Annotated in this window: 32 protein-coding genes; 17 read left to right on the top strand and 15 right to left on the bottom strand. The window is 71.5% G+C overall.

Features of this window, described 5'->3' with window-relative positions:
* The first annotated feature begins 170 nt into the window (after positions 1 to 170).
* Both ACH5AC_RS06970 and nrtS read left to right on the top strand, forming a co-directional pair.
* A complete protein-coding gene (locus ACH5AC_RS06970) occupies positions 171 to 794 on the top strand; it encodes a DUF1326 domain-containing protein (protein ID WP_398860629.1) in 624 nt (207 codons plus the stop codon).
* The gene (gene nrtS / locus ACH5AC_RS06965; RefSeq protein WP_398860628.1) at positions 787 to 1,038 is read left to right on the top strand and encodes a nitrate/nitrite transporter NrtS; all 252 of its coding nucleotides are present in this window, start codon (positions 787 to 789) and stop codon (positions 1,036 to 1,038) included. The genes ACH5AC_RS06970 and nrtS overlap by 8 nt, the downstream gene beginning before the upstream one ends.
* A gap of 42 nt (positions 1,039 to 1,080) precedes the next feature.
* On the opposite strand, the gene ACH5AC_RS06960 is transcribed toward nrtS, so the two are convergent.
* Complete coding sequence (locus ACH5AC_RS06960; protein WP_398860627.1) at positions 1,081 to 1,887, bottom strand: DUF2182 domain-containing protein; 807 nt, start codon at positions 1,885 to 1,887, stop codon at positions 1,081 to 1,083.
* Positions 1,888 to 2,051: 164 nt separating this feature from the next.
* Here ACH5AC_RS06960 and ACH5AC_RS06955 point away from each other — a divergent pair, with 164 nt between their 5' ends.
* On the top strand, positions 2,052 to 2,579 hold the full coding sequence (locus tag ACH5AC_RS06955) for a DUF4396 domain-containing protein (protein ID WP_398860625.1): 528 nt from the start codon (positions 2,052 to 2,054) through the stop codon (positions 2,577 to 2,579).
* A 19-nt stretch (positions 2,580 to 2,598) separates the two neighbouring features.
* Here ACH5AC_RS06955 and ACH5AC_RS06950 read toward each other — a convergent pair whose 3' ends face one another.
* The 3 genes from ACH5AC_RS06950 to ACH5AC_RS06940 form a co-directional block, all read right to left on the bottom strand.
* On the bottom strand, positions 2,599 to 3,279 hold the full coding sequence (locus ACH5AC_RS06950; RefSeq protein WP_398860624.1) for a hypothetical protein: 681 nt from the start codon (positions 3,277 to 3,279) through the stop codon (positions 2,599 to 2,601).
* 47 nt (positions 3,280 to 3,326) lie between these two features.
* Positions 3,327 to 3,719 (bottom strand): luciferase family protein, encoded by a 393-nt coding sequence (locus ACH5AC_RS06945; protein ID WP_398860623.1) that lies wholly within the window; start codon positions 3,717 to 3,719, stop codon positions 3,327 to 3,329.
* A 95-nt stretch (positions 3,720 to 3,814) separates the two neighbouring features.
* Positions 3,815 to 4,240, bottom strand: coding sequence for an ATP-binding protein (locus tag ACH5AC_RS06940; protein WP_398860622.1), 426 nt, complete (start codon positions 4,238 to 4,240; stop codon positions 3,815 to 3,817).
* 234 nt (positions 4,241 to 4,474) lie between these two features.
* Between ACH5AC_RS06940 and ACH5AC_RS06935 the strand changes: the two genes are divergently transcribed.
* From ACH5AC_RS06935 to ACH5AC_RS06925, 3 genes are read left to right on the top strand one after another with little or no spacing between them, the layout of a single operon-like run.
* A complete protein-coding gene (locus ACH5AC_RS06935; RefSeq protein WP_398860621.1) occupies positions 4,475 to 5,326 on the top strand; it encodes a helix-turn-helix domain-containing protein in 852 nt (283 codons plus the stop codon).
* Positions 5,326 to 5,508 carry a DUF397 domain-containing protein gene (locus tag ACH5AC_RS06930; protein ID WP_398860620.1) on the top strand — a complete coding sequence of 61 codons (183 nt, stop codon included), beginning with the start codon at positions 5,326 to 5,328 and terminating at the stop codon, positions 5,506 to 5,508. Before ACH5AC_RS06935 ends, ACH5AC_RS06930 begins: the two co-directional genes overlap by 1 nt.
* Entirely contained in the window at positions 5,505 to 5,963 is a 459-nt protein-coding gene (locus tag ACH5AC_RS06925) for a hypothetical protein (protein WP_398860619.1), read from the top strand. The genes ACH5AC_RS06930 and ACH5AC_RS06925 overlap by 4 nt, the downstream gene beginning before the upstream one ends.
* Here ACH5AC_RS06925 and ACH5AC_RS06920 read toward each other — a convergent pair.
* The 3 genes from ACH5AC_RS06920 to ACH5AC_RS06910 all read right to left on the bottom strand — a co-directional run bounded on the left by ACH5AC_RS06920 (position 5,947) and on the right by ACH5AC_RS06910 (position 7,379).
* The gene (locus tag ACH5AC_RS06920; protein WP_398860618.1) at positions 5,947 to 6,429 is read right to left on the bottom strand and encodes a hypothetical protein; all 483 of its coding nucleotides are present in this window, start codon (positions 6,427 to 6,429) and stop codon (positions 5,947 to 5,949) included. The genes ACH5AC_RS06925 and ACH5AC_RS06920 overlap by 17 nt on opposite strands.
* 92 nt (positions 6,430 to 6,521) lie before the next feature.
* The gene (locus ACH5AC_RS06915; protein WP_398860617.1) at positions 6,522 to 6,755 is read right to left on the bottom strand and encodes a DUF397 domain-containing protein; all 234 of its coding nucleotides are present in this window, start codon (positions 6,753 to 6,755) and stop codon (positions 6,522 to 6,524) included.
* A 297-nt stretch (positions 6,756 to 7,052) separates the two neighbouring features.
* Positions 7,053 to 7,379, bottom strand: a complete 327-nt coding sequence (locus ACH5AC_RS06910) for a DUF6415 family natural product biosynthesis protein (RefSeq protein ID WP_398860616.1) — start codon at positions 7,377 to 7,379, stop codon at positions 7,053 to 7,055.
* Between the two features lie 308 nt (positions 7,380 to 7,687).
* Here ACH5AC_RS06910 and ACH5AC_RS06905 point away from each other — a divergent pair, with 308 nt between their 5' ends.
* The 3 genes from ACH5AC_RS06905 to ACH5AC_RS06895 are packed head-to-tail and all read left to right on the top strand — an operon-like array spanning position 7,688 to position 9,290.
* A complete protein-coding gene (locus tag ACH5AC_RS06905; RefSeq protein ID WP_398860615.1) occupies positions 7,688 to 7,939 on the top strand; it encodes a hypothetical protein in 252 nt (83 codons plus the stop codon).
* Positions 7,914 to 8,429: a DUF6879 family protein gene (locus ACH5AC_RS06900; protein WP_398860614.1), complete on the top strand. Its 516-nt coding sequence runs from the start codon at positions 7,914 to 7,916 to the stop codon at positions 8,427 to 8,429. Before ACH5AC_RS06905 ends, ACH5AC_RS06900 begins: the two co-directional genes overlap by 26 nt.
* 6 nt (positions 8,430 to 8,435) lie before the next feature.
* Positions 8,436 to 9,290, top strand: a complete 855-nt coding sequence (locus ACH5AC_RS06895; RefSeq protein WP_398860613.1) for a helix-turn-helix domain-containing protein — start codon at positions 8,436 to 8,438, stop codon at positions 9,288 to 9,290.
* A 54-nt stretch (positions 9,291 to 9,344) separates the two neighbouring features.
* Here ACH5AC_RS06895 and ACH5AC_RS06890 read toward each other — a convergent pair whose 3' ends face one another.
* Genes ACH5AC_RS06890 through ACH5AC_RS06875 form a run of 4 tightly spaced genes read right to left on the bottom strand, consistent with a single transcriptional unit; the run spans position 9,345 to position 11,404 of the window.
* Complete coding sequence (locus ACH5AC_RS06890; RefSeq protein ID WP_398860612.1) at positions 9,345 to 9,878, bottom strand: hypothetical protein; 534 nt, start codon at positions 9,876 to 9,878, stop codon at positions 9,345 to 9,347.
* Positions 9,862 to 10,362, bottom strand: a complete 501-nt coding sequence (locus ACH5AC_RS06885) for an RNA polymerase sigma factor (protein WP_398860611.1) — start codon at positions 10,360 to 10,362, stop codon at positions 9,862 to 9,864. Before ACH5AC_RS06885 ends, ACH5AC_RS06890 begins: the two co-directional genes overlap by 17 nt.
* A gap of 5 nt (positions 10,363 to 10,367) precedes the next feature.
* Positions 10,368 to 10,976, bottom strand: coding sequence for a class F sortase (locus ACH5AC_RS06880; RefSeq protein ID WP_398860610.1), 609 nt, complete (start codon positions 10,974 to 10,976; stop codon positions 10,368 to 10,370).
* Complete coding sequence (locus tag ACH5AC_RS06875; protein ID WP_398860609.1) at positions 10,973 to 11,404, bottom strand: sortase-dependent protein; 432 nt, start codon at positions 11,402 to 11,404, stop codon at positions 10,973 to 10,975. Before ACH5AC_RS06875 ends, ACH5AC_RS06880 begins: the two co-directional genes overlap by 4 nt.
* Before the next feature lie 168 nt (positions 11,405 to 11,572).
* Between ACH5AC_RS06875 and ACH5AC_RS06870 the strand changes: the two genes are divergently transcribed.
* The 4 genes from ACH5AC_RS06870 to ACH5AC_RS06855 all read left to right on the top strand — a co-directional run bounded on the left by ACH5AC_RS06870 (position 11,573) and on the right by ACH5AC_RS06855 (position 14,463).
* Positions 11,573 to 12,130: a YciI family protein gene (locus tag ACH5AC_RS06870; protein ID WP_398860608.1), complete on the top strand. Its 558-nt coding sequence runs from the start codon at positions 11,573 to 11,575 to the stop codon at positions 12,128 to 12,130.
* Positions 12,131 to 12,210: 80 nt separating this feature from the next.
* Positions 12,211 to 13,185 carry an adenylyl-sulfate kinase gene (locus tag ACH5AC_RS06865; RefSeq protein ID WP_398860607.1) on the top strand — a complete coding sequence of 325 codons (975 nt, stop codon included), beginning with the start codon at positions 12,211 to 12,213 and terminating at the stop codon, positions 13,183 to 13,185.
* Positions 13,186 to 13,215: 30 nt separating this feature from the next.
* The gene (locus tag ACH5AC_RS06860) at positions 13,216 to 13,608 is read left to right on the top strand and encodes an SCO5389 family protein (protein ID WP_398860606.1); all 393 of its coding nucleotides are present in this window, start codon (positions 13,216 to 13,218) and stop codon (positions 13,606 to 13,608) included.
* A gap of 108 nt (positions 13,609 to 13,716) precedes the next feature.
* Positions 13,717 to 14,463 (top strand): DUF4142 domain-containing protein, encoded by a 747-nt coding sequence (locus ACH5AC_RS06855; RefSeq protein ID WP_398860605.1) that lies wholly within the window; start codon positions 13,717 to 13,719, stop codon positions 14,461 to 14,463.
* A gap of 370 nt (positions 14,464 to 14,833) precedes the next feature.
* On the opposite strand, the gene ACH5AC_RS06850 is transcribed toward ACH5AC_RS06855, so the two are convergent.
* Positions 14,834 to 16,057, bottom strand: a complete 1,224-nt coding sequence (locus ACH5AC_RS06850; RefSeq protein WP_398860604.1) for an FG-GAP-like repeat-containing protein — start codon at positions 16,055 to 16,057, stop codon at positions 14,834 to 14,836.
* Between the two features lie 173 nt (positions 16,058 to 16,230).
* On the opposite strand from ACH5AC_RS06850, the gene ACH5AC_RS06845 reads away from it, so the two are divergent.
* Positions 16,231 to 17,220, top strand: coding sequence for an NAD-dependent epimerase/dehydratase family protein (locus tag ACH5AC_RS06845; protein ID WP_398860603.1), 990 nt, complete (start codon positions 16,231 to 16,233; stop codon positions 17,218 to 17,220).
* A 3-nt stretch (positions 17,221 to 17,223) separates the two neighbouring features.
* Here the strand turns inward: ACH5AC_RS06845 and ACH5AC_RS06840 are convergent, their stop codons facing one another.
* Both ACH5AC_RS06840 and ACH5AC_RS06835 read right to left on the bottom strand, forming a co-directional pair.
* Positions 17,224 to 18,336 (bottom strand): sensor histidine kinase, encoded by a 1,113-nt coding sequence (locus tag ACH5AC_RS06840; protein ID WP_398860602.1) that lies wholly within the window; start codon positions 18,334 to 18,336, stop codon positions 17,224 to 17,226.
* Positions 18,337 to 18,338: 2 nt separating this feature from the next.
* Positions 18,339 to 19,127, bottom strand: coding sequence for a response regulator transcription factor (locus ACH5AC_RS06835; RefSeq protein ID WP_398860601.1), 789 nt, complete (start codon positions 19,125 to 19,127; stop codon positions 18,339 to 18,341).
* Between the two features lie 103 nt (positions 19,128 to 19,230).
* On the opposite strand from ACH5AC_RS06835, the gene ACH5AC_RS06830 reads away from it, so the two are divergent.
* From ACH5AC_RS06830 to ACH5AC_RS06820, 3 genes are all read left to right on the top strand, one after another.
* On the top strand, positions 19,231 to 19,941 hold the full coding sequence (locus tag ACH5AC_RS06830) for a glycosyltransferase family 2 protein (RefSeq protein WP_398860600.1): 711 nt from the start codon (positions 19,231 to 19,233) through the stop codon (positions 19,939 to 19,941).
* Between the two features lie 249 nt (positions 19,942 to 20,190).
* On the top strand, positions 20,191 to 20,820 hold the full coding sequence (locus ACH5AC_RS06825) for a DUF2064 domain-containing protein (RefSeq protein ID WP_398860599.1): 630 nt from the start codon (positions 20,191 to 20,193) through the stop codon (positions 20,818 to 20,820).
* Positions 20,817 to 21,584 (top strand): class I SAM-dependent methyltransferase, encoded by a 768-nt coding sequence (locus tag ACH5AC_RS06820; protein ID WP_398860597.1) that lies wholly within the window; start codon positions 20,817 to 20,819, stop codon positions 21,582 to 21,584. The genes ACH5AC_RS06825 and ACH5AC_RS06820 overlap by 4 nt, the downstream gene beginning before the upstream one ends.
* Positions 21,585 to 21,906: 322 nt before the next feature.
* Here ACH5AC_RS06820 and ACH5AC_RS06815 read toward each other — a convergent pair whose 3' ends face one another.
* The gene (locus ACH5AC_RS06815; RefSeq protein ID WP_398860596.1) at positions 21,907 to 23,172 is read right to left on the bottom strand and encodes a molybdopterin-dependent oxidoreductase; all 1,266 of its coding nucleotides are present in this window, start codon (positions 23,170 to 23,172) and stop codon (positions 21,907 to 21,909) included.
* Between the last annotated feature and the right edge of the window lie 79 nt (positions 23,173 to 23,251).

The raw sequence follows: 23,251 nt of genomic DNA, 5'->3' as shown, positions 1-23,251 counted from the left end.
ATGGGGGTATGACGACAACGAGCTAAACATATACCCCCCACCGGTATGAGAGGCAAGGGGCGGAGGGTCCTGAATCCCCCATCACTCCATGACGATTCGTCCGTTTACACACCCATTTGACAGGTCTAGCGTGAAAGTACAGAGAGAGCAGAGAGAAGGGAGGCAGAGTCATGTCATGGACGATTTCCGGCTCGTACGTCGCCGGATGCTCCTGCGCCGTGCTGTGCAGCTGCCCGTACGACGGCCAGCCTCATGACTCCTCGGGCGGGACCGAGTGCCGAGGCGCCGCCGTCTTCCATGTGGCGAACGGCAACCTGGACGACGTCGACCTGTCGGGCGTGGACTTCGCCTTCTACAACCTGTTCCCCTCCCACCTGACGGCCGGCGACTGGAAGGTCGGCCTCGTGGTGGACAGCGGGGCCAGCGACGAGCAGGCGAACGCCCTGGAGAGCATCCTGTCCGGACGGGAAGGCGGCCCCTTCGGTCAGCTCTCCCAGTTCTACGGCGAGTACCTGGGCATGGAGCGCGCGCAGGTCTCCCTCACGGACGGCGACACGCCCGGCCTCAAGGTCGAGGGCCGTACCGAGCTGTCGTTCGAAGCCCTCAAGGGCCCCGACGGCAACCCGACGAAGATCAAGAACGCCATGTTCGGCTTCGCGCCGGAGTTCGGGGTGGGCACGACCAGCGGCCGGTCCGACGCCTTCGGGATGACCTTCGACGCGGCGTACGGCGAGTCCGCCGACTACGTCTTCAGCAGCGAGGAGACCGAGGGAGCCAGCACGGGCCGTGCCTGAGCGAGGGGCCCCGCGGCTGCTGGCCACGGTGTTCTCGGCGCCCTCGCTGTCGCGGTGCGTACCGATCGCCGTCTTCGTGGGCACCCTGCTCTCGCTCGTCAACCAGGGCGCCGTCATCGCGTCCGGGGACGCCACGGCGGCGACCTGGTGGCGGGTGCTGTTCAACTACGCGGTGCCGTTCTGCGTGTCCAGCGCGGGGTTCTTCAGCTGCCGGCGGGCGGCTTGGCGGGCGCGGGGGCGGTGAGTCAGCCACGCGCACGGGTTGACTCGGTGAGTCAGCCGGGCGTCACATGCCGCCCATCGACGGCATCGAGTCCTCCAGCCCCGGCAGCAGCCAGTCCTCGAACGGCTCGAAGAGGACGAGCACGGCCAGCAGCAGGAAGCCGACGCCCACGACCCGGGTGAGCAGCGGCCCCCGGGACCACAGCTTCTCCACGAAGATCACCACGGCCAGCCCCGCCATCGCCGCGACGTTCATCATGCCCAGCGGGATCAGGACGACCATCAGCCCTGCGCAGCAGCCGACGCAGTAGGCGCCGTGGTGGACCCCGACCCGCAGGTCGCGGGCCGGCGGCCGGAACCCGGCGTAGTGCACCAGGTGACTCAGCGGGTTGCGGCAGTGCCGTAGACAGACGTGCTTGAGCGGCCCCAGCTGGTACAGGCCCGCGAGCAGGAACGCGGTGAAGCCGATCCAGCGCCCGGCGGCCGGGTGGTCGGCCACCAGATCGCCGGTGAGCGCCAGGGCCCCGTACGCGAGCACGCCGAAGGCGGACCAGGCGATCAGATACCCGGCGATGAACCCGGCGGTCCGCACGGCCCGGTGCCCGCCGGAGGACTGCCGCCCGATGCCCCGCACCCAGGTGATGGCCACCGGCGCCATCGACGGCAGCATCATGGCCGCCATCATCGTCACCCAGAGCAGCAGGAACAGGGGCAGTGCCATGCCCATGGTGCCGGGCTCGACCCCCATGTCCCGGGCCTGGCCGACGGTGAGCACCCACGCGGGTACGGCGATCAGGGCGACGAGGACCCAGGCGACCGCGAGCTCCCGCTTCGGCAGCGACTCCGGGACCGACAGCTGGGTGAGACGCATCGGGGTGCCTCCCTGCGGAACTCCTTTCAGGACACCACGCGTATCGGACCGGCCGCATCTTCACGCCCCGAGCGCCCCTGGCGGAATACCCCATGGGGGTATATGGTTCCCGACCGTGAGGCCGGAGAAAACCGGCTCACACCGGACGGGGACAGGGGAAGGTCATGGAACACACCACTCACCACGCCACGCACGACCACAGCGCTCACGAGGGCCACGGCCACACCGACCACTCCGCCCACACCGCCCACACCGGCGGCGCCTCCTGGTCCATGGCCCTGCGGGCAACCCTGCACTGCCTCACCGGCTGTGCCATCGGCGAGATCCTCGGCATGGTCATCGGCACCGCGCTGGGCTGGGGCAACGTGCCGACCATGGCCCTGGCGATCACCCTCGCCTTCCTCTTCGGCTACTCCTTCACCCTGTACGCGGTGATCCGTGCCGGCCTGGACCTCAAGTCCGCGATCAAGGTGGCCCTGGCCGCCGACACGGTCTCCATCGCGGTGATGGAACTCGTCGACAACGGCATCATCGCCCTCACCCCGGGCGCCATGGACGCCCACCTCACCGACGCACTCTTCTGGGCCGCCCTGCTCGGCGGCTTCGCGGTCGCCTTCGTCGTCACCACCCCGGCCAACAAGTGGATGATCGGCCGCGGCAAGGGCCACGCGGTGGTCCACTCCTTCCACTGAGAAGGCCGGGCAGTGCCGCTCAGCCCGACGGATAGCCGATCTCCGCGACGTCGTCCGCGAGGTCGGCAACCGTCGTCCCCGGGTTCAACGCGCCGACCACGGCCTCGGTCAGCGGGCGCAGGGAGAGGATGTGCCGTACGGCCGCCACATCCACCGGAACGTCGTAGTACTCCTCCGCCCACGCCTGATACGCCTCCGCCGAACGGTCCACGAGCAGGTGGAACAGCTGCCCCGCGCCATCGGGGTCCGAGCCGCCCTCGCCCGTGGACTCGCCGGGAAAGTCGATCGCCCCCGCCCGCCAGACACCGTCGCCCGCCTCCCGCCACAGGCACGCTGTGGCAATGGGCAGCCCGTCCTCGTCCGAGAACGCGGGCTCCTCCACATACACCCGGAACACCTCGGGCACCTCGTCGAGCACCCCGGGCCACGGCCCGCCCTCCCCCACATACGGGCTCATGGGCGACTCATGGGCGAAGCCGCGCACATACGCCCCGGCGCCCGAGAAGACGATCGCGTACTCGTCGCCCTGTCCGTCGCGCATCGAGGCCATCGACTCGGTCTCGGACCAGCGCGAGTCGAATGAGTAGTAGCGGTCGCCCCACTCGGGACTCAGGATCGCCTCCACCATGGCCAGGGAACGGCAGTGGTCCCGCAGGACGGCGATGTCGGGCAGCTTGCGGGCAACGTCATGAACGGTCACCCGCACATCCAAGCGCACGTCTTCAGCCGCCGATTACGGCCTGCCGGTCAGACCAGGGGCGCGTCCCGGGGCAGCAGCATGACGCGGTTGCGGTTGCAGGCGGCCGGAGACGGGTCGTTGTGTACGGCAGGGTGCTGGTGGGCCTGAAGGGCCATGCTGACCAGGCTCAGCAGGAGGTGGACGTCCGCGTCGCAGTCCAGGTGGACGGTCACCCAACGGGAGCCCGGGAGCAGGCGGATGGCCGTGGACGCGCGCAGGTCGGCGGCGAAGCGGTGGATCGCGGCGCCGGTGAGGTGCAGATCCACCTCGTGGTCGGAGTGGAAGTGGACGATCTCGGCGTCCGGGGTGCTCAGAGCCCGGCCCGTGCCACAGGAGGCCGGGACCTCGGTGAGGTCACGCCATGTTTCCAGGTGAGCCAGGGCTCGCTCGGCCGGAGTCATGGCACCATCGTCGCCGCATCACCGCGCCGACACCAGACCTTGAGCGATCCGTAACCTGGACGTGAGGTTCGGCAGTCGGCCGACGTGTCCGCCCGTCAGGCCGCCGCCAGTTCGCACCACACGTACTTGCCCCTGCTGCCGGTTCCGGCCAGCGGCTGCCAACCCCACGGATCGGCGCAGGCCCTGACCAGGCCGAGCCCCCGCCCGCCCTCGTCGACCGCCGCCTCCTTCAGCTCCCCCGGAAACTCCGGCGGCCCCGGGTCCGCGTCCCAAGCACCGATCCGCAGCACCCCCGCCGCCCAGCGCACCCGCGGCGCCGCGGGCCCGTCCGTGTGCCGTACGGCGTTGGCGACCAGCTCCGCCGCGAGCAGCTCCGCGGTGTCGACCAGGTTGATCAGTCCGTGCAGGGTGAGGATCAGGCGGAGGGTGCGGCGACTTACGGTGACGGCTCGCGGGTCGTTGGGGATGTGGAGGCAGTACTCCCAGGGTTCGTCGGCGGCCGTTGTCTCAGTTTCGGACATGCGTCAACTCCGGGTAGGCGCAGTGGGGGTGTGGGTGATCTGCGGTTCGCGGGCGGTGGCAGTGCCGCAGCCGTCATGGCAGGACGGGGCGGTGCGCTTCCGGGGTCCCGGCGGTTCCGCAGCGTGTGCGTCGCGTCACCGACGGTAGAGGAGAAATTTCTCCTCTCGCAACCCGTTGTCATAATCTGGCACCTGAACGTGGCACCTCCACAGGGACGTTGGGACGGGAGACGTATGGCGCCCAGGAGTAATCCCACCGCCCGGCAAGTGCGCCTGGGAGCCGAGTTGCGCAAGCTGCGCGAGGCAGCCGGCCTGAAGGCGCGTCAGGTGGCCATGGCGCTGAACTCGACCTCTGCGCAGATGAGCCAAACGGAGGCGGGGATCTCCGGGGTCAGCGCGGAGCGCGTCCGTCGGCTGGCGGCTCATTACGGTTGCGCGGACGAGGCGTTCGTCGATGCGCTCGTGGCCATGACGGGTGACCGTACACATGGCTGGTGGGAGGACTACCGAGGAGTCCTGCCCCAAGTGAACCTGGACGTGGCCGAGGCCGAACATCACGCGGCGTTCCTGCGTGAGGTCGTGATCACTCACGTCCCTGGTCTGCTCCAGACCCCGGATTACGCCCGCGCGGTCTTCAGGTACATGCGCCCGGAGCTGCCAGAGAGCGAGGTGGCACCCCGTGTGGAACACCGGATGAGGCGTCGCGTCGTCATCGAGGGCGAGAATCCGACGCCGTACGAGACGGTCATCCATGAGTTCGCCCTGCGCATCCGCGTGGCCGACCGCCGGACATCCCTGTCCCAGCTCCGCCTCATCCTCGACGAGATCGAGAAGGGCCATGCCATCGTGCGGGTAATCCCGGTCGACCAGGACGGTTTCGCTGGTGCGGATGCCTCGATGATGTACCTGGGCGGTCCGGTGCCGAGGCTCGACACCGGCCTCCTCGACGCACCTACGGGAACCCTGTTCATCGACGCGGAAGCCCACTTGAATCGCCTTCGAACGCTCTACCGCACGGTGAAGGAGTCGTCGCTGGACCCCTCGGGCTCGCGGGACTTGATTCACCGCTTGATCGAGGAACTCTGATGAACTGGCGAAAGTCCACGTACTCGGGCGGCGGCGAGGGCAACACCTGCGTCGAGATAGCCCCCCTCCCCACCCGCATAGCCATCCGCGACTCCAAGACCCCCACCCAGGCCACCCTCTCCTTCCCCACCGCGTCCTTCACCGCCTTCCTCGACCACCTCAAGAGACAGGCACGGCGTTGACGCGAATTGAGCGAGGAGCGACCGGATTCTGGAACCACGGGGACGAGCCGGCCCCCGAAACCGACCCGGCACTCCTGCGCACCATCTGTTGGGAAGCCGCCAGGAGGGTCGGCGGCCGTGTCGGCGAGTTGGCTTGGGCCGCTGCTTCCAGCTTCTACTCGGTCGCCATCACCCGCCGTGCCGAGACGCACGTCGTCCTATGCCACGCGCACCTGCCGGTCATCGCCTTCGCTGACGCTGCGCCGGTGCCAGGGCGACCCTTGACGGGGTTTGTGGATCCGCCGGGGTGGGCGGACGGTTTTTCGACAGTCGGTTTCCGATGCCTGTCCGTTGAGGAACTGCGCACGCCGATGTCCGACGTGGACGCGACGGGACTGACAGAGGCAGAGCTGACCCAGATCCGCTACTGGCGTCCAGAAGCGCTGAGCGACCTGCTGTTCAACTGGTGGGATTGACGCCCGTTGGGCAGACCAGTTCCGGCTTCATGCGGTTCGGAGAGCACGTCACCAAGGACACGGACAGGTACGAGGGGCGCTCCAGGTAGAAGCCGTAGGACACGTCGCCGCCTCCGCCCAACCGCTCTGCGGCAGAGGTGACGAGCCGGGACAAGTGGGCGGGAGCGCGCTGTGCGTCCGAGGCGAAGCGGGGCGCGTAGTCGGTCAACAGGTCGGTGAGCCAGGCCGTCGCAGGCTGCGGCTGATCCCATGTGCCCCGGACCAGCGTCCGGGGTTTGAGCAACCAGTACGCCGTTTCCAGCGGGGGTAGGTCCGAGACCGGGAACTCGGCGGCCACTTCCCGGTACCGCTGGATCAGCTCCGGCTTGCTTCCGGGCGAGGGCGGTTCGCTGTGCGGCGGCCTGCGCAGGGCCTCCTCGTCGAAGCGTGGTTTCGGGCCGGTCCACACATAGCCGTGGTGGTGCACCTGTCGTTCCCGTTCGGTTCTCTGGGCGTAGCCGGTGATGGCCGGCCCCGACCCGTGGATCGCGCTGGGTCGGGGCCGGCTGTTCGGGTCGGTCAGACGGACACGCCGAACCGGGCCGGGTCGATCCCGGCCGCGTCCAGCTCCGCCGTGGTGAACCTCAGTGGCTGCGCGTCCGGCCGCTTGCTGTCACCGAGGGCCCAGGCGTGGTCACCGATCCGGGCGAGCGTCACGCATGCCTCGCCGTCGGGGTGGGTGTTGCCGCCGCATGCCTTGGCGAACACGGCGGTGTCGATGTCGAGGGCGTACAGGTCACTTCCGTCCCGCATCACTGCACCTTCCTGCTCAACTGATCGCGGCCATGACTGACCGCCGCCGCCCGACCGGGCGGGAGTCAATGGGGGTGGGGCAATTCGCCTCAGAGACGGCCGACGCAGCGCGTCAGGGCGTGCTCTTGGACTGCCAGTGGCACGCGCAGGTGCAGCGCCGAACGAGGAGGATCTTCCCGTTCGATTGCGGCAATGGGATGTCCCGGTTCTGGCGGCACCAGTCGTGCATCCTCGTGCAGTCGTCGTACTTCCGGGCAACCGCGCACTCGGCAGACAGGACCACGTCGGCGGCGGCCGTCACGAGCGTTCTCCGCCGAGGCGTTCGACGTAATTGCACAGGGCGTTGAGGGAGCGGGCCAGGCGTCGCGCGTGACCGAGGGTGCCGCCGTAGCCGCTGTTCGGGTCGGCGTGGAGCCTACTGCGCGCCTCCCAGGCGCAGGACAGGGCCTCCTGGCGGGTGACGGTCGTCTTCTTCAGCTTCCCGGCGGCCTTCTGGACCTCGGGGATGAGCACCTCGATGTGCCCGCGCAGTGTCGCGGTCAGCGTCTCCAGTTCGGTGCCGGACGGCGGCAGGACGCCGGGGGACGCGTCGGGCTCCAGGAGGATGGCCACGGTCTCGCGCATCGTCGCGATGTCCGGTGGGTCGTCATGGCCCCTATCTGAGGCGCGCGTCGCTGGGGCTGTCGTCTTCACGGTGCTGGCGCTCCTTCGCAGCGTCGGCCGTGCCCTGGGAGGCTGCGCCGCCTCGCCAGGGCTTTGTCGTACGTGCCGACGCTAGGAACCGCGGTATTGCCCCGGCTACAAAGTTGCATGGAATTACATGGCAATCGAATACTCGAGGCCATGGCCAGTATGTGCTCTTGACCATGCGGCCCATGGAAGCGACTGTGGTGTAAATCGCTGCAACCGACTAGCGCGGGAGGCCAGCCACCGTGAACATTCACTTCGTCGGGATCGACCCCGAGACGGACGAGGACGGATGCCCCACAGTCTGGGTGGACACCAGCACGGACGATCTGCTGATCCAGAGCTACCAGGCCGACGATGAGACGACAGCGACCTGCGACGCACTGTCCCCGGCCCGGGCGCCGATCCCGCCCGGCGAGACCGTCATCAGGATCCCGGCCCGCATGATCCCAATCATCAGGAAGGCGTGCGATGAGCTCGATCCCGGAGTTCGGTGAACTCCTGGCCGACGCCGGCCAGTCGGCCGTCCATCTGGAGATGCGGGACACCTACTACAGCAACCCCCGCTTCGAGGCATGGCAGAACGGCCAGCGCGTCGACTGGGACGACCGCGCCCTCTGGTGGCGGCCCTTCCACCAGGACATCGCAGACGCCGTCTCCCGCGGTGTAACCGTGCGCCGCGCCCGTGTCGTGTCCGAGCCGGTCACCGACTACATCCGTTGGGAGCACTACCAGACCCGCGCCAACATGGAGGCCGGCGAACAGGTCCGCTGGCTGCCGCGGCACCGCGCGTGGGACCTGCTCCTGCCCGGTGCCGATCTGTGGATCTTCGACGGGCGCCTGATGCGTGTCCACCACTTCTCGGGCGCGGGCGAGTGGATCAGCAAAGAACTGTGCGACGATCCTGCCGTGGTCGACCGCCACGCGGCCGCGTTCGAACAGGTCTGGGAGCGAGCCGTCCCACACGACCAGTACGAGGTCAAGTAACAGACGATGTCCACGTTCCCCACGTCCAGCGTGCAGGAAGCGCGCGCAGCTCTCGCGGCCCGGCTGCGGGAACTGCGCCTGGACGCGGGCATCACAAGCAAGGAAGTCGCGCGTCTTGCGGGCTGGTCCGTCGCCAAGCCCTCCAGGATCGAGAACGCCGTCACCGCTCCAGCCGACGCGGACATCCGGGCCTGGTGCGCGGCGTGCGGCGCCGACGACCAGGCGGACGACCTGATCGCGGCCAACCGGCAGGCCGACGCCATGTACCTGCACTGGAAGCGGCTCCAGCGCACGGGCATGAAGCAGCTGGCGGAGACGTCAGCGAAGCTGTACGAGCGAACTCGCCTGTTCCGCGTGTACGCCTCCCACGTCATGCCCGGCTATCTCCAGACGCCCGGCTACGCGACGGCCCTCATGGGCACGATTGCCGGGTTCCGCGGCACGCCGGACGACGTTGCCGAGGCGGTCGAGGTCCGTATGCGGCGCGCCCGGGTCATCCACGAAGGCGACCACCGGTTCGCGACGCTCATCGAGGAGGACGTCCTCAATCATCGGATCGGCGACCACGACGTGATGGCTGGCCAACTCGGCAACCTGCTTGCCGCGATGACCCTGCCTTCAATGTCCCTGGGCATCATCCCGGCAGCGGCCGCCAGGGAGGGCGTGCTGTGGCCTGTCGAACAGTTCACGGTCTTCGACGACACCCGAATCCATGTTGAGTTGCTTGCCGCGAAGGTGACCGTCACCGCGCCGGGCGAACTGGACATCTACCTTCGGGCGTTCGCCCGGCTCAGGGAACTGGCCGTGTACGGCGCGCAGGCGCGCGCCCTGATCTTGAAGGCCATCGAGGCGCTGCACTGACCCGGGCGTGACCAGACGGCCCCCTCCCGCCCCGCGAAGGACCGGGGACCCGCGTCAAGGGATGCTCGTCGCCGGGCTGGGTACGGCAGTGGCCGGGGCCGGTGGCGGCCACGTGGCGGCGGACGCCGAGGGGGCGGGCTCCGCGGTGGCCGACTGCGACGCGGTGGGCTGCGCGGTGGCGAGCTCCGAAGGTGCCAGGGAGGCGGTGGAGGGATCCGAGGGGATCGGGGTCGGTGGGGGAACGGTGCTTTCGGGGGGTGGTGTCGTGGTGCCGACCGACGGCGGGGACAGGGGAGGTGCCAGGGGCGGAGCGCCGGAGTCCCGCCCGATGAGGAACGGCAGCGTGATCAGCGCCGCCGCAGCGCAGGCCACGCCGGCCCCCACCGCCGTACGCACCAGCCTGCGGCGGTACGCGGCACGCCGGACCGCCTCGTAACGGCCGGGCGGCACGCCGAGGAAGTCGGCCGGGGGGCGCAGGATCACCGCGAGGGGGTCGTCGGGGCCCCCGTCGTAGCGGCCGTCGTCGTAGCGGCCGTCGTCGTAGCCACCGTCGTCGTAGCGGCCGTCCTCGTCAAACCGTGTGGTCAAGGCTTCTCCTCAGGTGGGCGCGGAGCAGTTCGCGGGCCGTGTGGAGGTCGGCCTTGACGGTTCCTTCCTTTCGTCCGGTCAGCACGGACACCTCCCGGAGCGGCATGTCAGCGTAGTAGTGGAGGAGGATCGGGACGCGCAGTCGCTCCGGCAGGGACTGCACCAGCAGCCGCACCGACGGATCGGCCTCTCCGGCAGCGCCCTGCGCCCGCACCACCGCCTCGGTCCCGGCCCGCCGTACCGCGCTGCGCTCGCGCTCCAGCTTGCGCCAGTGGTCCCGGACCAGGTTGGCCGCCGTGACGTAGAGGAAGCCGCGCGGCTCCGCCACGGTCGTCCAGCGGGCCCACAGCCGGGTGAACGCCTCCGAGGCGATCTCATGGGCCGTGTCGTCGTCGTCCACGAGCCGCCGGCACCAGCCCGCCAGCCGTGGATAGAGGGCGGCGAACAGCTCGGACGCCGCCCGGTCGCGGGCCCGTCTCCCCACGTGGCTCACCGGACCGCCGCGAACACGATCACGTTGTCCCGGTAGCCGCCGGTCCCGTCCCCGCCCGTACGCGGTCCCCCGCACGTGATCAGCCGCAGCTCCGGCCGGTCCACGTCGCCGTAGACCTGGTCCGTCGGGAAGTCCGCCTTCGCGACCGTCCGTACGGAGGTGACCGTGAACTCCGGTGCGCCGCCGCTGTCCAGACGCGTCAGGATGCCGTCCCCGGGGCGCAGTCGGCCGAGGTGCCGGAAGACGCCGTCGCCGTGGGGGCCGACGGTGACATGGCCGAGGATGACCGAGGGGCCGGTCCGGCCCGGCACCGGGGAGTGCCGGTACCAGCCGGCGGGGTCGTCCTCGGTGATCGGCGGCACCTCCACGGTGCCGTCCGGGGCGAGCCCGAGCGGGATGACCGGGGTGTCGACACCGATGGCGGGGATCCGCAGCCCGACCGGCGTCGCCGCCCGGGAATCCCCGGACGGCGACGTGTCCGAGGGAGCCCGGCGGCGCCGGGCCGGCGGCGCACCCGCGTCCGCGCCGCCGCAGCCCACCGCCACCAGCGCGCCCGTGGCGGTCAGCGCCGCGATGCCGAACCCGCGCCTGGACAGCGAGGTCACGCCCCGCTCGCGGTCGCCCGCCTCCGTCGCCGTACGACGAAGAGCACCGCACCGCCCGCCGCGAACGCCGCGGCCGCGCCTGCGCCCACGATCTCCCCACCCGTGCCGTCGTCGGAGGTCGTCCCCGTCACCGCTCCGGTGTCGGGCGCCCCCGACGGTACGACGGCCACCTGCCCGGGTGTCGAGGGTACGGGCGTCGGCACGGCGCTCGCCTCGGAGGGGGCGGGGGCCGGCTCCGCGCTCGCCTCGGAGGGGGCCGGGGCCGGCGTCGCCGTCTCATCCGCGGGGGCCAGGACCGGCGTCGCTGCCTCATCCGCCGGGGCCGGGACCGGCGTCGCCGCCCCGTCCGCCGCGAAGGCCGGCCCCGCGCCCGACATCAGCACACCGGCGCACACAAGTGCCGCCATCCCCAGAACGGTTCGTCGCATGGACTCGCTCTCCTTGTCACTCACGTTCGCTCGCCCTCATCCACAGGAGGTGGATCGGATCGAGCGGAGAGACGAGCCGGGGGTGCACCGCGTTGTAAAGAGATGGCAAAGCCCGCCCGCGCGGGAAAATCCGGGCGGGCCGCACACGTCGTGGCTACGGTCCCCGCCATGACCTTCTACGTCCACGCCCAGGACCGACCGGCCGTCGCCGACCGGCTCATCGCCCTCTCCGAGGCCCACTGGTCCTACATGGACCGCTTCGCCGACCGCCTCGTCCTGCGCGGCCCGACCCTCTCCGCCGACGGGGAGGAGCACACCGGGAGTGTCCATGTCGTCGACCTCCCCGACCGGGAGTCCGCGGAGCGGTTCGCCACCGAGGAGCCGTTCTGGCGGGCGGGCCTGTACGAGTCCTTCACGGCGACCCGTGCCGAGGTGCTCCTCAACCGCGGCCGCACACCCGCCGACGACACGCCGCTGTCCCTCGTCACCGCCCGCTGGTCGCCGAGGCCGCGCCCCGGCGCGTTCGACCTGGACGGCCGCCTGACCTTCGCGGCGGTTCTCGCGGACGACGCCCGGCGTCACACGACCGGGATCGTCACCGTCGTAGCCGCCCTCCCGGACGAGGCCCGAAAGCTCACGCAGCCCCTCGCCGACCACCTCGCCGGCGCATCCGCCGTCCTCACCGGGCAGCGCTGGTGCCATGGCGGTCGACCCAACCGGCCCTGACCACAGGCGATTTGACACCGGCCCCACCCAACCCCTACCTATTGCTTCATGAAATCCATTTTCAATAGTGGGGGTTAGCCGTGCGCGTCGCCTTCGTCGGCAAGGGCGGCAGCGGCAAGACCACCCTGTCCGCCCTCTTCTCCCGTCGTCTCGCCCGCTCGGGCGCGCCGGTCGTCGCCATCGACGGGGACATCAACCAGCACCTGGCGTACGCCCTCGGCCTGGACGAGGACGAGCGGTTCGGGGCGCCGCCGCTGAGCGCGCGCACCGGTGAGATCAAGGACTACCTGCGCGGCACCAATCCCCGTATCGCGTCCCGTGAGGCCATGGTCAAGACGACCCCGCCCGGCCGCGGCTCCCGCCTGCTGCGCCCGCTGGGCGAGGACGAGATCCACTCCCGCCATGTCCGGTCCGTCGGCGGCGTCCCGCTCATGGTGACCGGCGCCTTCGACGAACGCGACCTCGGCGTGGCCTGCTACCACTCCAAGCTCGGCGCGGTCGAGCTGTACCTCAACCACCTCGTCGACGGACCCGGCGAGTACGTCGTCGTCGACATGACCGCCGGCGCCGACGCCTTCGCCTCCGGCCTGTTCACCCGCTTCGACATGACCTTCCTGGTCGTCGAGCCGACCCGCAAGAGCGTCTCCGTGTACCGCCAGTACCGGGACCACGCCGCCGAGTTCGGCATCCCGATCGCGGTCGTCGGCAACAAGGTCACCGGCGAGGACGACCTGCTCTTCCTCAAGGAGCACGTGGGCGACGACCTGTTGACCCACTGCGTGCTCTCCTCGTACGTGCGGGCCCTGGAACAGGGCCGGGAGCACGGCGAGTTGGAGTACGACAACCTCCGCGCACTGGACACGCTCCGGGCCGCCGTCGACGCCCGCACCAAGGACTGGGACACCTTCCAGCGCCACGCCGTCGAGTTCCACCTGCGCAACGCCGCCGCCTGGGCCAACATGGCGACCGGCCAGGATCTCGCCGCCCAGATCGACCCGGACTTCCGCCACGGCCCGACCGCCCTGGCCGACCACAACAACCGCAACAACCGCTAAGACCAAGAACAGAACAAGAACAGGAACCACATGTCTCTCGACGTCTCCCCGCAGCTGCTCGCCGACGCCGAAACCGGTGAGGTGCGGGAGGAGGACTTCGTCGCCACGGTCCGTACGTCCCTGCCGTACGCCTACGACCTCATAGCCCGCCTCGCCGACGAACTGCGCTCGGGCAGCGCCGAGTTCGCCGACAACCAGACCCCGCCGCCCTCGGAGAAGGAGCGCGGCCAGCTGCTGCGCGCCCTGTCCAGCGACGCCATCCGGGGCACTCTGGAGCGCCACTTCGGCATCACCCTCGCCTTCCAGAACTGCCACCGCGTCGCCGCCTTCCACCCGGACGCCCGCGGCAGCGAGACGCACACGCGCTTCACCTCCCTGCGCGCCCAGATCCTCAACCAGTCCCCGGAGTTCCGGGACTGCTGAAAAACTCGCCGCCACGCTGATCGGTCCGGCCGTCCCGTGCGTACTTACTGAAGTACTCGCAACTCACCGGAGTGCTCGAAGTGCTGAAGTACCGCGTCTGGAGGGACCATGCCCGTCACCCGCAAGCTGGCAGGATCGGTCATCGTGGCGGGTGCGTTGACGTTGACCGTCACCTCGCTCGCCTACCCGGCCATGCTCGGTATGCAGAAGATGTCCGCCGACCCGGACCGGATCGTCCGCGAGACCCCGTACGGCCCGCTCAGCGAGGCCGACCGTGACTTCGTGGTGAAGGTGCGGGCGGCGGGGCTGTGGGAGTACCCGCTGGGTGAGCTGGCGATGGAGAAGGGCTCGACGCCGGAGATGAAGGAGGCGGGGGCGCATCTGATCGTCGGGCACGCGGGGCTGGACGAGATGTGCCGGAAGATCGCGCCGGAGCTGCGCATCGAACTGCCCAACCAGGCCAGCCCGCAGCAGCAGCAGTTCGTGGCGACGTCGGCGGCGCTGTCGGGGCCGCAGTTCGACAGCACCGCCGCCAACATCATGCGGGTCACCCACGGCCAGATCTTCCCGGCCATCGCCAAGATCCGCGCCAACACCAAGAACACCCTGGTGCGTCAGCTCGCCGACCTCGCCAACGACACCGTGCTGGACCACATCACCGTCCTGGAGAAGACCGGCGTCATCAACTACGAACAGGTCAACCTCCAGCAGACCAGCCCCCCGACCCTCCCCAAGGACCAGCTGACCCCGCCCCCACCCCAGCCCGGCTCCCCGGTCGTGGTCCTCACCCCCCGCCCCGACCTGAACGTCAACACCAGGTCCCCGGCCCCCACACCGGCGCCGTCGGCGGGGTGACAGGAGCGTTCGCGAGGGTCGTGGCCACGGACCGCTTACGGAGCCCTTCCGCCAGGTGCGCCATTTCTCGAGCGGCCCCGTGCTCGGACAGGAGCGCCTGCCTGATCTCTTCGGGAGCTGGGCCTGTGCCCGTCTCGCACCATGCGTTGCCGCAAGCCTGACAGCGCCCTTCGACGCCCCAGCACACCTCTCCCCGGTCGATGAACTGACCGACGTCGCGGACCAGCACACCAGCGCAGGTCGCGCACGGCGAGGTGAGCTGGGCTCCCTGGGTGGCGGTGATCATGGATGTCCCTTCCGTGCTGCCGATCTGCCTCCTGGCCAAGGGCATGAAAAAAGGGCCCCCGATTTCTCGTGGGGCCCTTTCCCGTCAGAAGGTGCCGTTCAGGCCCCACCAGTCGTCGGCCGAGATGACGCCCCGGCCGAGCGTGCCGGTGCCGGTGCCCGCGTAGACGAGCTGGCAGCCGACGCCGCGGCAGCCCTCGCCGACGTAGCTGCTCTTGGTGGTGGTGACGAGGTCGGGGCGGCTGTCGCCGGAGACGTCGCCCAGGCCCATGAGGGTGTCCATGACGTTCCAGCCGCCGGAGCCGATCAGGACGCGGGAGCCGAGGGCCCCGGTCTTGCCCGGGTACAGCCACAGCTTGCCGGTGGACGCCTCGCGGCCGATCAGGTCGGCGCGGCCGTCGCTGTTCATGTCGCCGGCCCCGACCAGGCCGTTCATGGCGTTCCAGCCGCCGGTGCCGATGAGCTTGCGCGCACCGAGGGTGCCGGTGGAGGTGCCCGGGTACAGCCACAGCCTGCCGGTGGACTTCTCGACGGCCAGCAGGTCCGAGCGGCCGTCGCCGGAGAGGTCGCCGAACGCGACCAGGCGGCCCATGGCGTTCCAGCCGCCCGTGCCGATGAGCTTGCGCGCACCGAGGGAGCCGGTGCCGGTGCCCGGGTACAGCCACAGCCTGCCGGTGGACGCCTCGCGGGCGATCACGTCCTCGCGGCCGTCACCGCTGAAGTCACCGTGCCGGACGAGCGCGTTGAACGCGTTCCAGCCGCCGCTGCCGACCAGCTTCCCGGTGTTGTCGCCGGGCAGGAACCACAGCCGGCCCGCCTTGTCCCGCACGAGGACGTCGGCCCGGCGGTCGGCGTTGAGGTCACCGAAGCCCGCCGCCTGGGGAGCGGTGACCGCGTACCACTGGGGGTAGGCCGGCTGGGTGCACTCCCGCGCCGTGGAGACGAGCTTCACCGAGCTGACGGACGTGCTGCCCGCGTTGCCCCACTCGGTGCCCGCGGGGTCCGGGTTCCACGTGGTGACGAGTCCGGTCTGCCCGTAGTTCTGGTCGTCGTGCAGGCAGGCGTACTTGGATGTGCGGTTCACGACCGCCCGGAACGTGTTGTCCCAGGTGCCGAGCGTCGCCACGCTGGTGTTCGACTTGAACATCGTGCCCGTGCCGTCATACGTCTTCCAGGCACAGAAATAGCCCGACGGGCAGTCGCTGATCGCGGCCTGGGCGGGCGCCGAGCCCGCGCCGAGGAGCCCCAGCGAGGTGAGCCCCAGCGTCGTGGCCAGCGTGGCCAGGCGCCGAAGCAGTGGTACGCGCATGTCTTCCCTCCCTGAACGGCGCGGAGAGATGCTCGACGCGCCGCCGGAGGACGATAACCCGTCCATATGATCACGCCTACGGGCGGGACCTCACGCGTCAGGACTTCTTACAGAGTCGTGACACACCAGGTCAGCCCGGGACTTCCCCGGCGGCCCCGCCCTAGCGTGGCCGTATGCGCGTACTGGTCACCGGCGGAGCCGGGTTCATCGGGTCCCATGTCGTCGACGCCCTGCGGAAGCGGGGTCATGAGGCCGTCGTGTACGACGTACGGGGCGAGCCCGGGCACGATGTGCGGGATCCCACGGCCGTCGCACAGGCGCTCGTCGGAGTGGACGCCGTGTGCCACCAGGCGGCGATGGTCGGCCTCGGCAACGGCGTCGCCGACGCCGCCGAGTACGTCTCCCGCAACGACCTCGGCACGGCCGTACTGCTCGCCGCCATGGCCGACGCGGGCGTACGGCACCTGGTGCTGGCGGGGTCGATGGTCGTCTACGGGGAGGGGCGGTACGAGTGTGCGCGGCACGGCGTCGTACGGCCCGGGCCGCGAGCCGTCGACGATCTCGACGCCGGGCGCTTCGAGCCGCTGTGCCCGGTGTGCGGGGAGGACCTCGTACCCGGGCTGGTCGGCGAGGACGCGCCCGTCGACCCGCGCAACGTGTACGCCACCACCAAGCTGGCGCAGGAGCACCTGGCCGCCGCGTGGGCCCGGTCGACGGGCGGGAGTGCCGTCTCCCTGCGCTACCACAACGTGTACGGCCCACGGATGCCCCGCGACACCCCGTACGCCGGTGTCGCCTCCTTCTTCCGGTCCGCGCTCGCCCACGGGCGGGCCCCGCGCGTCTACGAGGACGGGCGGCAGCGGCGCGACTTCGTCCACGTACGGGATGTCGCCGCCGCCAATGTGACCGCGCTGGAGGCGGACGGGCGCGGCGGGATGCTCGCCGCCTACAACACCGGCAGCGGGGACCCGCACACCGTCGGTGAGATGGCCGAGGCGCTGGCCGCGGCCTGTGGCGGGCCCGCGCCGGTCGTCACCGGGGAGTACCGGCTGGGCGACGTCCGGCACATCACCGCCGACTCGTCGCGGCTGCGGGCGGAGCTGGGCTGGAAGCCCGAGGTCGGCTTCGAGGAGGGCATGCGGGAGTTCGCCGAGGAGGAATGAGAGTCACGCCCGCGCCACCGGCAGTGTCACCTCGAAGCGGCAGCCGCCGGGGATGTTGCGCACCGTGGTACTGCCCTGGTGCGCCTCCACGATCCCCCGGACGATGGCCAGGCCGAGTCCCGCCCCCGCCGGAGGCGTCCGCGCGTCCGTGCCGCGCCAGCCCGTGTCGAAGACGCGCGGCAGATCCTCCGCCGGGATGCCGCCGCAGCCGTCGGTCACCGACAGGACCACGCCCCGCGGGGAGTGTTCGGCGGCGATGGCGACCGTGCCGTCCGCCGGGGTCCGGCGGATCGCGTTGACCAGCAGGTTGCCGAGGACCCGGCTCATCTCCTTGCCGTCGACCTCCACCGGCACCGGATCCACCCGCGCCCCCACCAGCCGTACGCCGTACTCGCGGGCCAGCGGGTCCGCGCCCGCGAGGGCGTCGCCGACGAGGTCGTAGAGGGAGATACGGGTGGGGGTGAGGGGGAGGGTGCCGGCGTGGATGCGGGAGAGTTCGAAGAGGTCGCCGACCATGCCGTTGAGGCGTTCCACCTCGGTGCGGATCTGGCGGAGGTAGCGGTGCGGGTCGGCGGCGACGCCGTCCTCCAGGGCCTCGGACATCGCGCGCAGACCGGCCAGCGGGGTGCGCAGGTCGTGCGAGATCCAGGCGACCAGTTCGCGCCGGGAGGTCTCCAACGCCCGTTCGCGCTCCCGGGATTCGGCGAGCTTGGCGCTGGTCGCCGCCAGCTCGCGGCTGAGCGCGTCGAGTTCGGCGGTGGCCGGTTCGGCGGGCGCCGCGAAGTCGCCGCCGTCGCCGAACGAGCGGGCCGCGACGGCCAGTTCACGGCTGCGGGCCACCACCCAGCGGCCCAGCAGCAGGGCGGTGAGCAGGGAGACCACGGCCGCCATCGCGACGACGGTGGTGACGACGGTCAGGTCGTGCGGGGAGAGGAACATCGCCCAGGCGACGGCGAGGGTGCCCGCGAGCATGGCCACCACCCCCACGGCCGCCACCACCGCCAGCGACGCGGTGAGCGAACGGCGGCGGATCAGCCGGAGCACGGCCGCGCCGACCAGGCCGGTGGCGGCGGCGCCGGCGAAGGCGTACAGGGCGATGAGGAGGGTGTCGCGCATGGTCAGGCCGCCCCCTCGTGCGCGCCCGAACCCGTGCCCGTATCCGTGCCCGCGCCCGCGCCCTGGCCGCCGTCGCCGCCGGTGGGGTCGAAGCGGTAGCCGACGCCCCACACCGTCTGGATGAGGCGGGGGCGGGCGGGGTCGTCCTCGACCTTGCCGCGCAGCCGGCGGACGTGGACCGTGACGGTGGACAGGTCGCCGAAGTCCCAGCCCCACACCTCGCGCATCAGGTCCTCACGGCTGTACGCCCGCCCCGGATGGCTCAGGAAGAACGCGAGCAGGTCGAACTCGCGGAGGGTGAGGGCAAGTTCGCTGCCGTTCTTGGTGGCGCGGCGGGCCGCCGGGTCGACGGTCAGGCCGCCGGCGCCGCCGAGTGGCCCGGTGTCCGGGCGGGGGCGGGTGCGGCGCAGCACCGACTCCACGCGCAGGACCAGTTCGCGGGGGCTGAAGGGCTTGGTGACGTAGTCGTCGGCGCCGACCTCCAGGCCGAGGATGCGGTCGTCCTCGTCGCCGCGCGCGGTGAGCATGATGACCGCCACGGGGGCGCCCTGGCCGCGCATCCGCCGGCAGACCTCCAGGCCGTCCATGCCGGGCAGCATCAGGTCCAGCACCACCAGGTCGGGCCGGTGCGCGGCGGCGCGGGTCAGGGCCGTCGGGCCGTCGTCGGCACGGTCGACGACGTAACCGGCGCGGTCCAGGTATCCGGCGACGACCTCCGCGACGGTGGGGTCGTCGTCGACGACCAGGACGCGGGCGGGGCCCTCCCGGGGCGGCTCGTACGGCTGCTGCATGCGTCCAGCGTCGCACCGTGGGCGTCCGTGTGTGCGGTCGTGGTGCCGACGTCCGCGTTTCGTAAGGAGCCGAGGTCCGGTTTGCCGGTTTTGCGTCCGTAGGGTGAGACCCGTGACACCCGAGACTCCCGTGACGAGTTCCCCACCGACGCAGGACGTCGACGTCGTGCTCCCCTGTCTGAACGAGGCCGAGGCCCTCCCCTGGGTCCTCGACCGCATCCCGGCCGGCTGGCGCGCGATCGTCGTGGACAACGGCTCCACGGACGGCTCCGCCGACATCGCGCTGGCGCTCGGCGCGACCGTCGTGCACGAGGCCCGCCGGGGGTTCGGCGCGGCCTGCCATGCCGGGCTGACCGCCGCGACCGCCGACGTCGTCTGCTTCTGCGACTGCGACGCGTCCCTCGATCCCGGGCTGCTGACGCCCTTCGTCCAGGAGGTGCGGGGCGGATCGGCCGACCTCGTGCTCGGGCGCCGCCGGCCGCAGTCCCGGGGTGCCTGGCCCGCCCATGCGCGCGTCGGCAACCTGGCGCTCTCCCGCATGCTGCGGCGGCGTACCGGGCTGCGGCTGCACGACCTCGGGCCGCTGCGGGCCGCCCGCCGCGAGGCGCTCCTCGCGCTCGGCCTCACGGACCGGCGCAGTGGGTATCCGCTGCAGATGGTCGTGCGCGCGTCCGACGCGGGGTGGCGTATCGCCGAGTACGACGTCCCGTATCTGCCGCGCGCCGGCAAGTCCAAGGTCACGGGGACGTGGCGGGGGACCTGGCAGGCGGTGCGCGACATGAGCCGCGTGCTGGGGGAAGGGGGTGCGCGGTGAATCGCCGTGGGGCGGGGGCGTATCGACCGGGTGCGGGCGCGTCGTGGCTGATCGCGCCCACGCGGCGGAGCCGCACATGAAACACAGCCCCGCGCCCCTGGGTACGCCGCAGTCAAGCGTGCTTGGCAGTCGCCCCAGCTGCGGGCAGTCGTGCCGCTGGAGCGGCACGGGTGGGCGCAGCGGCACCTCGGCAGCGCCGAGTTGCGCGACCCACCCCGTGACCCACCCCCCGACGGAACGGAGCCCCTGGTGACCACTCTGCTCGTCATCGCCAAAGAGCCGCGCCCCGGGCGGGTGAAGACGCGGCTGACGCCCCCCTTCAGCCCGGCGGAGGCCGCCGCGCTCGCCGAGGCGGCGCTGGCCGACACGCTGCACGCCGTCGCGGCCACCCCCGCCGACCGGCGCGTCCTCGTGCTGGACGGCGACCCCGGCCCCTGGCTCCCGCCCGGCTTCGACGTCGTACGGCAGTGTCCGGGCGGCCTGGACGAGCGGCTCGCCGACGCCTTCGCCCGGCACACGGGCGGCGGCCCCGCGCTGCTCATCGGCATGGACACCCCGCAGGTCACCCCCGACCTGCTCACCGTGGACTTCGCGGACTGCGACGCGTACTTCGGCCCGGCGGCCGACGGCGGCTTCTGGGCGCTCGGCCTCGCCGTCCCCGACCCGGCGCTGCTGCGCGGCGTCCCGATGTCGACGGCGTGGACAGGTGCCGTACAGCGGGAGCGCCTCGTCGCGGCGGGCCTGCGCGTCCGGGACCTGCCGTGTCTGCGGGACGTGGACACGGTCGCCGACGCCGAGGCGGTCGCCGCCCTCACCCCCGCCGGCCGGTTCGCCGCCCGCCTGGCCACCTATGCGGCGACCCCGACGGGCCGCCGATGAGCAGCGCCCCCGAACTCACCGCCCCCTCCCCCGCGTGGGCCGCCTCCGACCCGTACGCCAGCGCCCTGCGCACCGGCCGCGGCCCCCTCTTCCTGCGCCGCACCGACGGCTGGCTGCTGCCCCTGGACGTCGAGCGCTGGTGCGCGCGGGCGGACCGGGTGGACCGGGCCGTGCTGGACCGCTGCGAGGGCGCCGTCCTCGACGTGGGCTGCGGCCCCGGCCGGCTCGTCGCCGAGCTGGCCGCACGCGGCCGTACCGTCCTCGGCATCGACGTCAGTGAGGCGGCGGTGGCCCACACGGAGGCCCTCGGCGGTCAGGCCCTGCGCCGCTCCGTGTTCGACCCGCTGCCCGGCGAGGGCCGCTGGGGCACCGTCCTCCTCATGGACGGCAACATCGGCATCGGAGGCGACCCGCGCGCCCTCCTCGACCGCGCCGCCCGGCTCCTCGCCCCCGGCGGCCTGCTGATCGCCGAGACCGCCCCCGTGGACATCGACGAACGCGTCCACGTCCAGGTCGTCGACGTCACCGACACCCGGGCGACGACCGGTGCCCCCTTCCCCTGGGCGCGCCTCGGCACCCCCGCCCTGCTGCGGTACGCGGGCGGCTGGCAGCGGGCCGGTCAGTGGAGCGCCGGTGGCCGCTGCTTCGCCGCCCTGCGCACCCGCAGCGCCAGCAGCAGCGCCGAGCCGCCGAAGAGCACGGCGGTGATGAGCAGCCAGTGGGCCAGGAAGGGCTCCGCCGACAGCCCGGACGCCGCCCGGTAACGCCGCGCCACCGACCCGCTGATCAGCGGGAACCACACCAGCAGCAACAGCCCGGACAGCGCCGCCGGCACCCGTACGTACACCGCCCACTCCCGCCGTCGTACGGCACCCAGCCCCCGTACGACGGCCCGGTCGGCGAGCGCGTACACCGGCAGCAGCACGAGGTCGTGCAGCAGGGCCGCGCCCACGAACCACACCGCCACCCCGAACCAGTCGTCGGCGAACAGCCGCACGCCCGCGTACCCGGCGAGCGCGAACGAGCAGGTGAGGAGGAGGAGTTGGAAGGGGCTGCCGATCGGCAGCCGCCGCATGCTCGGCCTCATCACAGGTCTCCGAACGTCATCCGGGCCACCCACTTGGTGCACAGCACCCCGGGCGCGGCGGGCACGATCACGCGGGCCGGGTGGCCGTGGTCGGGGGACAGATCCTCGCCGTTGACCTGGAGGGCGAGCAGGGAGCGCGGGTCGGCCACCTGGTTGGCGCGCAGGGCGGCCCGGCGGAAGGCGCCGCGCCGCTGGAGCGACTCGACCAGCACGTCCGGCGGATCCTCGGCGTCGTATCCGACGAGCGCCGCGAGGTCCCGCAGCCGCACCCCGCGCCACCACTGGTCGGACGTCGACCAGCCCTCGACGCAGGCGATCGGCAACGCCGAGCTGTGCAGCGGGAGTCGCAGCAGTTCGGCGCGGCCGAGCCGTACCGTGGCGCCGTCCTTCCCGACGACGACCAGCCGCCACGCCTCCTCGGTCGTCTCCGCCGGGACGATGCCCGCGTAGGCGGCCGTCTTGTTGATCTGGAAGCCGTTGGGCCCGCTGCCCGGCTCGGCGCCGCCGTGCGGGGTGAGGATCGCCGTCCGCCGCAGCGGGCCGTCGAAGTTGCGCCCGACGCTCGTCACGAACAGCAGCAGGGACCCCCCGCCGACGAACCACAGCGCGCCCCGCCGGGACACGGTGGGCGGATCGGGACGCGGCGGGACCAGATCGCTGTCGCCCTCCTGCCCGTGCCGCATCCGCCGCACGTTGCGCACCGCCACCGGCACCTTCAGCACGGCGTGCGTGACGAACGCGGCGAAGAACACCCACGCCCCGTAGAAGTGCAGGGGATAGAAGGAGCCGGGGAAGACGTACTCCAGCTGGACGTTGAGCACCCCGGTCGTGAACTCGAACAGCGCGCCCCCGACCAGCAGCAGCAGCGAGATCCGCTCCAGGGCGTGGGAGAGGGAGCGGGCCGGCGGCAGGGTGAACAGCCGGGGCACGACCGACCACAGCTTGGCCAGCAGGACGGGGATGAGGACGAGCCCGAGGGTGACATGGACGCCCTGGTTGAGCCGGTACAGCCAGGTCGGGTTCGTCGGCCAGGCGAAGAGGTAGAAGCCGAGGACGCCCTTGTCGGGGGTCTTGTCGTTCACCGGGTGCAGGTCCGGGTTGTAGGCGGCGTACGAGACGAGCCCGGTCAGGAACAGCACGGTGATGCCGGCGAGCAGGACGAGCCCGAGCACCGAGGTGAACGCGGGTCCGCGCAGGGGGCTGCGCCAGAAGCCGGGCGAAGTGGGGAGCCGTGGCCGCCGGGCCGTATGGAGTGGGTCGCGCATGGTTCGACGGTAGGACGGGTGGAGCCCCGGGAAGCCCGCGCGACCCATGACGAAACGCTGACGTCCACCGTGTGCGCCG

It is taken from the genome of Streptomyces sp. NPDC018693, from assembly GCF_044391385.1.
Classification (GTDB): domain Bacteria; phylum Actinomycetota; class Actinomycetes; order Streptomycetales; family Streptomycetaceae; genus Streptomyces.
Note: the sequence above shows the minus strand (reverse complement) of the source record. Positions and strands in the feature narration are given on the sequence as shown.